This window comes from Annamia dubia NIES-4383 (genome assembly GCF_055394725.1).
Genome location: NZ_AP025630.1, coordinates 1,009,785 through 1,021,096 on the forward strand (window position 1 = coordinate 1,009,785; position 11,312 = coordinate 1,021,096).

Annotated in this window: 12 protein-coding genes and 1 pseudogene; 9 read left to right on the top strand and 4 right to left on the bottom strand. The window is 33.6% G+C overall.

Features of this window, described 5'->3' with window-relative positions:
- Positions 1-31: 31 nt before the first annotated feature.
- Entirely contained in the window at positions 32-529 is a 498-nt protein-coding gene (gene sixA / locus Anndu_RS04635) for a phosphohistidine phosphatase SixA (protein ID WP_464103251.1), read from the bottom strand.
- A gap of 97 nt (positions 530-626) precedes the next feature.
- Between sixA and Anndu_RS04640 the strand changes: the two genes are divergently transcribed.
- The 5 genes from Anndu_RS04640 (at position 627) to acsF (ending at position 4,849) form a co-directional block, all read left to right on the top strand.
- Positions 627-1,082, top strand: coding sequence for a CBS domain-containing protein (locus tag Anndu_RS04640; RefSeq protein ID WP_464103252.1), 456 nt, complete (start codon positions 627-629; stop codon positions 1,080-1,082).
- Between the two features lie 67 nt (positions 1,083-1,149).
- Positions 1,150-1,791: a phycobilisome degradation protein NblB gene (gene nblB, locus Anndu_RS04645; RefSeq protein WP_464103253.1), complete on the top strand. Its 642-nt coding sequence runs from the start codon at positions 1,150-1,152 to the stop codon at positions 1,789-1,791.
- Positions 1,792-1,954: 163 nt separating this feature from the next.
- Entirely contained in the window at positions 1,955-2,995 is a 1,041-nt protein-coding gene (gene tsaD, locus Anndu_RS04650) for a tRNA (adenosine(37)-N6)-threonylcarbamoyltransferase complex transferase subunit TsaD (protein WP_464103254.1), read from the top strand.
- 336 nt (positions 2,996-3,331) lie between these two features.
- On the top strand, positions 3,332-3,580 hold the full coding sequence (locus Anndu_RS04655) for a Ycf34 family protein (RefSeq protein WP_464103255.1): 249 nt from the start codon (positions 3,332-3,334) through the stop codon (positions 3,578-3,580).
- A gap of 192 nt (positions 3,581-3,772) precedes the next feature.
- Positions 3,773-4,849 carry a magnesium-protoporphyrin IX monomethyl ester (oxidative) cyclase gene (acsF, locus tag Anndu_RS04660; protein ID WP_464103256.1) on the top strand — a complete coding sequence of 359 codons (1,077 nt, stop codon included), beginning with the start codon at positions 3,773-3,775 and terminating at the stop codon, positions 4,847-4,849.
- Positions 4,850-4,955: 106 nt separating this feature from the next.
- On the opposite strand, the gene tpiA is transcribed toward acsF, so the two are convergent.
- Positions 4,956-5,681: a triose-phosphate isomerase gene (tpiA, locus tag Anndu_RS04665; protein ID WP_464103257.1), complete on the bottom strand. Its 726-nt coding sequence runs from the start codon at positions 5,679-5,681 to the stop codon at positions 4,956-4,958.
- Positions 5,682-5,837: 156 nt separating this feature from the next.
- Here tpiA and Anndu_RS04670 point away from each other — a divergent pair, with 156 nt between their 5' ends.
- Together Anndu_RS04670 and Anndu_RS04675 are read left to right on the top strand one after the other, a co-directional pair.
- On the top strand, positions 5,838-6,611 hold the full coding sequence (locus Anndu_RS04670) for a PD-(D/E)XK nuclease family protein (RefSeq protein WP_464103258.1): 774 nt from the start codon (positions 5,838-5,840) through the stop codon (positions 6,609-6,611).
- Positions 6,612-6,634: 23 nt separating this feature from the next.
- The gene (locus tag Anndu_RS04675) at positions 6,635-7,462 is read left to right on the top strand and encodes a carbohydrate ABC transporter permease (protein WP_464103259.1); all 828 of its coding nucleotides are present in this window, start codon (positions 6,635-6,637) and stop codon (positions 7,460-7,462) included.
- A 173-nt stretch (positions 7,463-7,635) separates the two neighbouring features.
- Here Anndu_RS04675 and Anndu_RS04680 read toward each other — a convergent pair.
- Positions 7,636-7,791, bottom strand: a pseudogene (locus Anndu_RS04680) (transposase); the annotation flags it as partial.
- A 60-nt stretch (positions 7,792-7,851) separates the two neighbouring features.
- Between Anndu_RS04680 and Anndu_RS04685 the strand changes: the two are divergent.
- On the top strand, positions 7,852-8,913 hold the full coding sequence (locus Anndu_RS04685) for an IS630 family transposase (protein ID WP_464103260.1): 1,062 nt from the start codon (positions 7,852-7,854) through the stop codon (positions 8,911-8,913).
- Positions 8,914-8,963: 50 nt separating this feature from the next.
- On the opposite strand, the gene Anndu_RS04690 is transcribed toward Anndu_RS04685, so the two are convergent.
- Positions 8,964-9,404 carry a SufE family protein gene (locus Anndu_RS04690; RefSeq protein WP_464103261.1) on the bottom strand — a complete coding sequence of 147 codons (441 nt, stop codon included), beginning with the start codon at positions 9,402-9,404 and terminating at the stop codon, positions 8,964-8,966.
- 140 nt (positions 9,405-9,544) lie between these two features.
- Here Anndu_RS04690 and Anndu_RS04695 point away from each other — a divergent pair, with 140 nt between their 5' ends.
- On the top strand, positions 9,545-11,209 hold the full coding sequence (locus tag Anndu_RS04695) for a protein kinase domain-containing protein (RefSeq protein ID WP_464103262.1): 1,665 nt from the start codon (positions 9,545-9,547) through the stop codon (positions 11,207-11,209).
- Positions 11,210-11,312 lie beyond the last annotated feature (103 nt).

The window sequence follows — 11,312 nt, forward strand, 5'->3', positions numbered from 1 at the left end:
ATAAATTTAATATATTATGACCTAGTGTAATTTACGGAATTAACCATTTAGGACAAGTCAATAAAAATAATTCACTATGACCAATTGGGTTAATTTTTGTGGGTATTTTTAGGCCAATAATTCCTGCTTTTTTGACGATGATTTGTTCTTTGCTCTCTCCAAAAACTAATTTTTGTGTCCATAATCCTAAATTTGGTTGATGACCTACTAGAGCGATTTGACTCACTCCCTGATTATACTTTGATTGTTGCCACCAATTGAGCCATGTTTCTAAATTTCCATCAGGAGTTAATGACATATCAGTTTCAAGTAGATCACTCAATCCGGCTTTTTGTAAAATTTGGGCTGTTTGTAAGGCACGGATCAGGGGGCTAGTCAAAATCAGGTCAAATTTTAAACCCATTTGAGCCAATTTTTGAGCCACTTGAGTGGTTTTTTGTTTGCCTTTTTCCGTTAGGGGGCGCTCATAATCATTGGTATAAATACCCCTTTCTACGGCGATTCCATGACGAATTAAATATAAGTTCATTGTAGTTCAAGCTTAATAATAATTAATCATAATCTAACTGATCAAAGAATATGATAAGGTGAAAATATAATCACCACAGCAAAAATAAAATAAAATTATGATCAAAACTGTTGCTGATGTAATGACTCCAGAACCAATTACGGTGAGAAAAACAACATCTTTGCAAGATGCGATTAAATTAATGGCACAAAAGCGAATTAGTGGTTTACCCGTAGTTGATGATCAAGATCACCTCATTGGTGTGATTTCTGAAACTGATTTAATGTGGAAGGAAACGGGGGTTGATCCACCGCCTTATATTATGTTTCTCGATAGCGTTATTTATTTACAAAATCCCACTCGTCATAATAAGGAGATTCATAAGGCTTTAGGGGAAACGGTGCAGGATGTGATGACGGATCAACCTATTAGTATTACTCCTGATAAGTCTTTAAAAGATGCGGCTCATTTAATGCACGATAAAAATATCCGTCGTCTTCCTGTGGTTGATGATCACAAGGTGATTGGAATTATCACTAGAGGGGATATTATTCGGACTATGGCGATGGAATAAATCTTAATTTTTGGTCATTTGTTATTGGTCATTTGTCAAAATCAATTATTAACTATCAATTTTTAAAATGAATCTTGAAATTGTCCAAAATTTAATTAATTCTACTGATTTTGCCGATCGCCTCAAGGCGCTAAACGCTTTGCGTCAAATTCCCGCCCCTGATGCCTTTAAGATCATTCAACCTTTAATTAATGATCCCAATTCCCGTATTCGTTATGCGGCCGTTAGTCAACTGAGCAGTTTAGGGCAACAAAATTTAGATTTGTCGTTAGAATTATTACGGGATCGTTTATTTAATGACTCGGAAATTGATGTTCAAGCGGCCGCCGCCGATGCGATCGGGGCTTTAAAATTAACCGTTGCTTTTAATGATTTAAAACAGGTTTATCAAAATAGTGATCAATGGTTGCTCAAATTTAGTATTGTGGCTATTTTAGGGGAATTGGGTGAACCTAAAGCTTTTGATTTATTACAAGAGGCTGTTCAATCTGATAATCTTTTACTTCAAGCTACGGCGATCGCCTCTTTAGGGGAATTAGCCGATCACAGGGCTATTCCTATTTTATTATCTTTTGTCAGCCATGAAGATTGGCAGATTAGACATCGTTTAGCACAGGCTTTGAAGCATTTTGACACCCCAGAAATTAAAGAAGCTTTACAAAAATTAGCTAATGATGAAATTGAAATTGTGGCTCAAGAAGCAAAATAATCGCAACGAGTAACAACGCCATTTAATTAATTTATTTTATCTGAAATTATCGCCCCAAACCCTTAAGGGTTTGGCTTTATTTTGGTAGCAGATTGATCTGAACTTCCCCCTACTGATTAATGTTAAATTAAAAAAATTATTGTTGATTATTCATTCCCCCCTTATGGCAATCATTTTATCCATTGAAACCAGTTGTGATGAGACGGCCGTGGCGATCGTCAAAGATCGTCAAGTTTGTAGTAATATTGTGGCCTCTCAAATTGACACCCATCGTCTTTATGGTGGGGTTGTGCCGGAAGTGGCTTCCCGTCAACATTTAGACATGATTAACCCTTGTCTGGATCAAGCCCTGAGTCAAGCAGACCTCAGTTGGTCAGACATAAATGCGATCGCCGCTACGGTTTGCCCTGGCCTTGTGGGGGCGTTATTAGTGGGGGTAAGTACGGCCAAAACCTTAGCCATGTTACACCATAAACCCTTCCTTGGAGTCCATCACCTTGAAGGACATATCTATGCCAGTTATTTGGCACAACCGGAGTTAAAACCGCCTTTTTTATGTCTTTTAGTCTCAGGGGGTCATACTAACCTGATCCATGTCAAAGACTGCACAGAATATGAAATGTTAGGCAGTACCCGTGATGATGCGGTGGGGGAGGCCTATGATAAAGTGGCCAGACTCTTAAAACTCGGATACCCCGGAGGCCCGATTATTGATCAATTGGCGAAAAAAGGAAATCCCAAGGCTTTTCCCTTACCCGAGGGGCGAATTTCCTTACCCCAAGGGGGTTTTCACCCCTATGACTTTAGTTTTAGTGGCTTAAAAACCGCCGTTTTACGTTTAACCCAAAAATTAACAGAGGAAAAAGAGGGTTTACCGATCGAGGATCTTTGTGCCAGTTTTCAACATACGGTGGTTAAAGCCCTCACCAAAAGAACCATTAAATGCGCGATCGATCATAATTTAAAAACCATTATTGTGGGGGGAGGAGTAGCGGCCAACCAAGGTTTAAGGGCATATTTAAAGCAAAAGGGAGAGGAAGAAAATTTGAAAGTTTATTTTCCTCCCTTTAAATTTTGTACCGATAATGCGGCTATGATCGGCTGTGCGGCGGCGGAACATTTTGAACGTGGTCATAGATCACCCTTAACTTTAGGAGTGCAGTCTCGTTTTAATTTAACTGAGGTGATGAAACTTTACCAATAAATCATTGATTAAAAATCTTGATAAATAGACATTTATTTTCTATTTTTAGTCAACTAAACTTCTTACTATGTCTGGAATAGAGCCTATTTTAATATTAACGAAAATTCTTAATAATTATCAATTGAAATTATGATAATTAAGGTGCTTAATTTTTAACCCTAAACAATAGAAAATACTCGAAAAAAGCCCTTTGATTTCAATAAATTTTAAGTAAAGAATTAATTATGATCTATTCTAAAATTCCCGAATTTTTAATATTATTGCAATATAATATAAGTACGGACATAATAATATTATGTTCTTACAACTAAATCATAAAAGATTGAGGTAAAAATTATGTGTATTTGTATTAATTGTACTTATGTTGATCAATGTAATACTTATTATGCGGTGGAAACTCAACATCAACAGCCCCATTTAACGCAATCTCCGAATTTTGAGCCAATTAATCCGACTATTAATGTTAATATTCGCAGTAAGCCTGATTTTATTGAGATGGAATGGGACGTTGTGGGCTGTGATAGTTTTGTTGAAGAAACTGGTAAATGGATCAGGCTTCGGCCGGGCGAACCCGTTCCGACTTAACCGTGAGCAATAAACTTTTGTTACAAATCTTTACATAATTTACCTTTCTTACTAGCTTAGATCTAAGCTAAACTTATTTAATAATTGGTTATTGAGAAACTTTCTTATTTATAACTATATAGTTATAAATATTTCTCAAGTTCAAACCAAAAATAAAAGAAAAACGAAGATAAAACAAGCAAACAAAAAAATATGGTAAATACCTTAGAAAAACCTCAATTTGATGAACTACGCCCGGGCATTAAAGTTCCGGCACAAGATACAATTTTAACTCCTCGTTTTTATACCACCGATTTTGATGCGATGGCTAAAATGGATATTTCTCCTAATGAGGATGAATTAAAGGCTATTTTAGAGGAATTTCGTGTCGACTATAACCGTAATCATTTTGTCAGAGATGAGGAATTTAATCAATCTTGGGATCAGATTGATGGAGACAAACGCCGTTTGTTTGTTGAATTTTTGGAGCGCTCTTGTACGGCGGAATTTTCCGGTTTTCTTCTTTATAAGGAGTTAGGTCGCCGTTTAAAAGATAAAAGCCCTGTGTTAGCGGAATGTTTCACTTTAATGTCCAGAGATGAGGCACGTCACGCTGGTTTTTTAAATAAAGCTTTATCTGATTTTAATTTATCTTTAGATTTAGGTTTCTTAACTAAAAGCAAAAAATATACTTTTTTCCAACCTAAATTTATTTTTTACGCTACCTATCTTTCTGAAAAAATCGGTTATTGGCGTTATATTACTATTTTCCGTCATTTAGAGAAGCATCCTGAAGATCGCATTTATCCTATTTTCAAATTCTTTGAAAACTGGTGTCAAGATGAAAACCGTCATGGTGATTTCTTTGATGCGATTATGAAGGCTACCCCCAGTATTTTAAATGACTGGAAAGCCCGTTTATGGTGTCGTTTCTTCTTATTATCTGTGTTTGCGACAATGTACTTAAATGATACCCAACGTGCGGATTTTTACGCAACGATCGGGTTAGATGCTCGTACTTATGATAAGGAAGTAATCGAAAAAACTAATGATAATGCGGGTAGAGTATTTCCTTTAATTCTTGATATTAATCACCCTGATTTCTATAACTGTTTAGAAAATTGTGTGAATAATAACGAGAAGATTCAAAAAATTAATGAGTCTAAAGCTCCTAAATTTGTAAAATTACTGCAAAAATTACCTTTATACATTTCTAATGGTGTAGAATTATTAAAAATGTATTTTATTCCCCCTATTTCAGTAGAAAATTTAACGGGAACTGTACGTTAATTTTTTGATTTTCTAATTTTGAAGATTGCCCTCTCCTTTGGGAGAGGGTAGTTTTTTTTAATTTCAAATAAGATGTAATTAGGAAGAAAAATGATAAGCTAACTATTTATTGAAATTGAACAATTCTGGCAAAACTTTGCGCCTCTAAACTAGCACCGCCTACTAAACCTCCGTTAATTTCCGGTTGTGCCATAATTTCATCAATGTTATTAGCATTTACTGACCCTCCATATTGGATTGTCACCTCTTTATTTTCTAATTGCCCTCTGATTAGTCCAATCACCCGATTCGCTTCTGAGGATTCGCAGGTATCTCCGGTACCGATCGCCCAGATCGGCTCATAAGCAATCACTAAATTATTTTGATCAATGCCTACTAAATCCTCTTTTAATTGCTGAAAAATCACATTTTCCGTTTCTCCTGCATCCCGTTGGGCTTTAGTTTCCCCTACACATAAAATCGGGGTTAAACCGTGTTTTTGAGCCGCTTTTAAACGTAAATTAACCGTTTCATCCGTCTCCCCGAAATATTGACGGCGTTCACTGTGACCAATAATCACATATTTAACGCCAATTTCTGTTAACATAGAACCAGCAATTTCACCCGTATAAGCACCAGTATCAGCCCAGTGAATATTTTGCGCCCCTAAAGCCACATCTGTGCCTTCCAGATTGATAGCAACGGTTTCTAAAGAGGTAAAAGGCACACATAATACCACTTCGGTGGCGGGATCACGATCAGCGATCGCCCCTAAAAAACTTTTCAAAAACTCCTTAGACTCAGCCTGAGTTTTGTTCATTTTCCAGTTACCAGCAATAATAGTTTTTGGCATAATTGATCTTTTCTTTAAAAATTAACAGCAATTTATAAGTTTAAAGCTTTTTGGTCATTTATTATTGTGATTTGTTATTAACCAAGTTATTAATTATTGGTTATTACCTCTTGAAAGCTAATCTTTGACAGATTTTTCAATATTTAATCTTAAACTATGTTAGTCCATTTATCCCAAACACAACTTAATCTTTTAGAAACTTGTCCTCCCCTTTTTCAACAATTATTTTTAGATGAACTGCGCCCCCCCATTGATCCCGATCAAGCCGATCGCAGTGACTGGGGGAGTCGTTTTCACCAATTAATGCAACAAAAAGAGCTTAATTTATCTTTAAATAACTTTATTACTGAGGATGAACAGTTACTTAAATCAATAGAAGCCTTAATCAAAGCAGAACCTCAAATAATTAATCCAAAAAAAGATACTTGGCGAGAAGCCGAACATAAAAGAACTTTACAAATAGATAACTACTTATTAACGGCGGTTTATGACTTGATTATAACTCACAAAGATCAAGCTCAGATTTTCGACTGGAAAACCTATTTACAACCTGCTAACCCCGATCAAGTCAGAAAAAATTGGCAAACTCGTTTATATTTATATATTTTAGCAGAAACATCAGATTATTTACCAGAGCAATTGAGTATGACCTATTGGTTTGTTAAATTACCAACAGAGCCAAAAAAATATATTATTAATTATAATCAAGAATTACATGAGGCTACTAAAAAAGATTTAAAGCTAATTTTAGATAAATTAACTCAAAAATTAACAGATTATTTAGAAAATAAGATAGACTTTCCTCATATTAAAAATTGCGAAACAAAATGTGAATATTACCGTAATTTTCAAACAATTTTGACAAAACAATCAACCCTTAACAATAATTGGCAAAATATGTTAGATCAAATAGAAGAAATAGCCCTTTAAAATTTAAAATAGGAATTATTAATATGCTCAATCAAACTATCAAAAAAACCCTAACTTATTTACTATTAATCTTAATAGCCATCGCCATGTTATTTCCCCTATTTTGGTTAATTAGTACCGCCTTAAAATCAGCAACAGAAAACATATTTAGTTTTCCAATCAAACTATTACCAGAAAAACCTACTTTAGAAAATTTTACAACAGTTTGGCAAAGCTATCCCTTTGGCAAATACTTATTAAATAGTACCATCGTTTCCCTATTAACAGTTATCTTAAACTTAACATTTTGTTCATTAGCGGCCTATCCCTTAGCCCGACTAAATTTTAAAGGAAGAAACCTACTTTTTTCCTTAATTATTGCCACCATCATGATCCCTTTTCAAATAGTAATGATTCCTCTGTATATATTAGCAGTAAAACTACAACTGGTAAATAGTTTTTTAGGAATAATTTTTCCTAGCATAGCATCAGCCTTTGGCATTTATTTATTAAGACAAGCATTTCAAGGAGTCCCCAAAGAATTAGAAGAATCTGGCCGCATAGATGGCTGTTCAGAACTGGGTTTATGGTGGTTTATCATGTTACCTGCAATACGCCCTTCTTTAGTAACATTAGCAATTTTTGTTTTCATCGGATCTTGGAGTGATTTTCTGTGGCCGTTGATTATTTTAAATGATCCAAACTATTATACATTACCCATTGGAGTTGCAAGTTTAGCGGGAACATTTACTTTAAATTGGCGTTATATTGCCGCAGGATCTGTTATTTCAATGATACCAGTGTTAATCTTTTTTCTCTTTGTACAAAGATATATTATTCCCACCGATACTGGAAGTGGGATTAAAGGATAATAATATTTTAGGACTTATGTTTTAGAATAAAAATTAAAAGTGATCGCTGTACAAATTCCCATTAATAAGGTTAAACATAAATTCAATTTTTTTAGGAGATGTTTTATTTTTTAGGAGATGTTTTATTATTACAGCACTTTGCATAACGATTAAGTACAGTAACAACAGTGGGTAAAATAATGTTCGATGGGATTAAATTCTGGCGAATAGGGCGATAGATACACCACCCTTGCTCCTACTGCCTCGATCATTTCTTTGACTCGCGCTACTTTATGTGCTTTGAGATTATCCATTACCACCACTGCCCCTGCCCATAATTTTGGTACTAATACCATTTACAAAAAGTAAGTTCAGGGTTAGTATAGGAATAGATTAACAGGAGCAATAGTATGTCAGGAATATCAAAAATAGAAGTAATTGAATCAGCACATAGCCTCAAAAATCTCATGAAACAACAAAAAACAGCTTTGAATTTTGCCAAAGTTCAAGCTTTATATCTTTGGAAAATTCAAGTGGCTGAAACTATCAGATACTTAGCGGTAATGATGGGACGTAGTGAGAGAACAATTTACGAATGGTTTCACTTATATAAGACGGAAGGATTAGACGCATTATTACAAGAACATAATAAAACAGGAAGACCAAAAAAACTAGAGCTAGAAACAGTGGCTCTGGTCAAAAAAGAATTAAGTGAGCCTCAAGGATTTAACAGTTACCAAGAAATAAAAATATGGTTATTTACTTGTCAAGATATTGAGATAAGTTATACCACAATACATCAATTAGTGAGATACGAATTAGGGGCAAAATTAAAAGTACCACGTCCTTATCATGAGTATCAAAATGAAGGGGTAATATCCGTATTTAAAGAGTATTTACCCATAAGATTAAAAGGCATAATAGCTCAAATAAAAGAGAAATGGGGTGATACTAAAAATATTTGTTACTGGTGTCAAGATGAAACTAGATTAGGTTTTAGAACAGAATTAGGAAGGAAAATAACTTTAAAAGGAGTCAAACCAGAACAAGAATTACAATGGCATTATGACTATTATTATCTTTATGGATTAATCGAAGTAGAAAATGGCAAAAGTTTTTTCTATGAACTATCTCATTTTAATAGTGAATGCTTTGGTAAATATTTAACAGAATTTAGTAAAGAATATCCCGATGAGGTTCATATAATACAGTTAGATAATGCACCCTGTCATACTGCCAAAAAGTTAGAAGTACCTGAGAATATAATTTTGTTATTTCAACCACCTTATTGTCCAGAAGTAAATCCGATTGAAAGACTGTGGTTATATATCAAACAACAGTTAAAAAATATCTGGTTTAAGAACTTAGATGATGTCAAAAATAAAGTAGCTAATATCTTAAATAATTTACAAGAAGATTTTATCCTGTCTTTAGCAGGTTGGGATTATATTGTTAATGCTTTATCTGTGTAGCTACTTTTTGTAAATGGTATTAGGTGAGGGAAAAATTTAAAATAAATACTTTAAATTAAAGCTTTAGCTTTAGTTTGCATTAATTTAAAAATATTTAAAAAACCATTAGCACGGGAAGGAGTTAAACTGACTTGTAAACCAGTATCTTCAATAAAATTAGGAGTAATTTTTAAAATTTCATCGGCAGTTAAACCATTTAAACCTTCAAATAAAAATGCTACCAAACCTTTAACTAATTGGGCATCAGCATCACCCTGATAAAACACATTTCCATCCTTAAGAGTGGCGGTAATATATACTTGAGAAACACATCCAGAAACCTTATTTTCTGGTAGTTTATCCGCCTCAGACATAGCAGGTAATTTTTGAGCATACCAGAGCAATTGTTGATATTTTTGTTTAGGATCTTCTCTGCGTTTAAATTTTTGAACAATGCGCTCTAATTTTTCAGGTAAAGGACTACGAATCAAAGTATTTTCTGCTAAAGACATAAATTATCGTTAATTAATTTGTAACAAATGAAATTAAGTTATTTTATTTTATATAATATTATAAGAATGTATTTTTGTCTAAAATAAATGTTAGAAAATTTAGATAAAAATATTTAATCTATCTTATTCAGATTTAAGCCATGAGTCAATGTCTCAATCCCGCCTGTGAAAAATTAAATTCTCTTGAGCAAAAATTTTGCAGTCAATGTGGCTCATCCCTGCTCCTTGCCGATCGCTATCGGGCGATTAAGTTTTTAGGGCAAGGTGGCTTTGGGCGCACCTTTCAAGCGGTGGATCAATACCGTTTACAAACTCCCTGTGTAATTAAACAATTTTTACCTCTCCATCAAGGCACAAAAGCTCTGAAAAAATCACAAGAATTATTTGAGCAAGAGGCGATTCAATTATGTGAATTAGGGAAACATCCTCAGATTCCTGATTTATTGGCCTTTTTTGAGCAAGAAGGTAGATTATATTTAGTACAAGAATTAATTGAGGGAGAAGATTTACTGAAAGAATTACAAAAAGAGGGGCATTTTAGTGAAGAAAAAGTGAAAGATTTTTTATTACAACTATTACCAGTTTTACAATTTATTCATCAAAAAAATGTTATTCATCGAGATATAAAACCAGAAAATATTATTAGAAAAAATTTAGTTAATCAAGAATTAAATAGTGGGGAAAATAAAACTAAAAATAATTTATTTTTAATAGATTTTGGAGTATCAAAATATTTAATTAATGGGGTAAGTAATCAAATGGGAACAATTACAGGAACTCATGGTTATAGCGCTCCAGAACAGTTGAGGGGGCTAGTTCATCCCTCCAGTGATCTTTACAGTTTAGCTATTACAGCCATTCGTTTATTAACGGGATGTTTACCCATTGAAGAAGATGGTTTAATGAGAGATCCCCTTTTTAATATGCAAGAAATGAAATGGCAATGGCAAGAATGGCTTAAGCAAAATCAAATCAAAATTAGTTCAGAATTAGCCTTAATTTTAGATCAAATGTTACAAGAAAAAATCAGCGATCGCTTTCAAACAGCCCAAGAAATTTTAGATCGATTAAATCAAATTGAAAATAAAATAATTTTACCTCAAACTGTTAAAATAGAGCAAAAAATATCATCTAATTTAGGTGAAATGATCGGCGATTATTGGCAAAAAACAGTTAATTTAGTCAAAGAAAAATTACATCCCCATTCAGCCCCCGAACCCGTAGAAATTCCCCCCACAGTTACTCCTGACACTCCTAAACCTCAACCCATAGTCAGTTCTCCCCCTAGCAATGTCCAAAAAACAACAGAATTACCATCATTAATTAATCCATCTTTTCCCCTAAAAAGTTCTTTAGGAATAGACTATCAAAACTTAGCAAAAATTCTCGCTCAAAAACATTGGAAAGAAGCGGATATTCAAACCTATAAATTATTATTAAAAATTAGTGGGAGACAAGCAGAAGGCTGGTTACGACCTAATGATGTTATTACATTATCTTCGATAGATCTACAAACAATTAATCAACTTTGGTGCGAGTATAGTCAAAAAAGATTTTGCTTTACTACCCAAAAGAAAATATATCAAATTTTAAGGGGAACGGCTAATTATGACGAAAAAATTTGGCATTTATTCACGGAAAAAGTAGGCTGGTTTACTGATGGGAAATGGCTTAATTATAGTGAATTAAATTTCACAGATCAAGCCCCTTTAGGTCATTTTCCTTTTGGTGGTTGGTTATATCGTTTTCAAAATGTTAATCGCCCCGGAATTTTAATTACTCTTTTATTAAGAAATGATATATAGGTTTATTTGTTCTTGTTCAAACATTTCGGTCATAATATATTATCAATTTTATAATTAATTACAGTTGTTCTGAATAACAAATAACCGATAACTAATAACACAT

Excerpts from the sequence above, each read along its gene's own strand:
- Anndu_RS04685 (WP_464103260.1), top strand. The coding sequence starts at position 7,852 with ATGTCAGGAATATCAAAAATAGAAGTAATTGAATCAGCACATAGCCTC.
- Anndu_RS04690 (WP_464103261.1), bottom strand. The coding sequence starts at position 9,404 with ATGTCTTTAGCAGAAAATACTTTGATTCGTAGTCCTTTACCTGAAAAA.
- acsF (WP_464103256.1), top strand. The coding sequence starts at position 3,773 with ATGGTAAATACCTTAGAAAAACCTCAATTTGATGAACTACGCCCGGGC.
- tpiA (WP_464103257.1), bottom strand. The coding sequence starts at position 5,681 with ATGCCAAAAACTATTATTGCTGGTAACTGGAAAATGAACAAAACTCAG.
- Anndu_RS04670 (WP_464103258.1), top strand. The coding sequence starts at position 5,838 with ATGTTAGTCCATTTATCCCAAACACAACTTAATCTTTTAGAAACTTGT.
- Anndu_RS04640 (WP_464103252.1), top strand. The coding sequence starts at position 627 with ATGATCAAAACTGTTGCTGATGTAATGACTCCAGAACCAATTACGGTG.
- tsaD (WP_464103254.1), top strand. The coding sequence starts at position 1,955 with ATGGCAATCATTTTATCCATTGAAACCAGTTGTGATGAGACGGCCGTG.
- sixA (WP_464103251.1), bottom strand. The coding sequence starts at position 529 with ATGAACTTATATTTAATTCGTCATGGAATCGCCGTAGAAAGGGGTATT.
- Anndu_RS04675 (WP_464103259.1), top strand. The coding sequence starts at position 6,635 with ATGCTCAATCAAACTATCAAAAAAACCCTAACTTATTTACTATTAATC.
- Anndu_RS04655 (WP_464103255.1), top strand. The coding sequence starts at position 3,332 with ATGTGTATTTGTATTAATTGTACTTATGTTGATCAATGTAATACTTAT.
- Anndu_RS04695 (WP_464103262.1), top strand. The coding sequence starts at position 9,545 with ATGAGTCAATGTCTCAATCCCGCCTGTGAAAAATTAAATTCTCTTGAG.
- nblB (WP_464103253.1), top strand. The coding sequence starts at position 1,150 with ATGAATCTTGAAATTGTCCAAAATTTAATTAATTCTACTGATTTTGCC.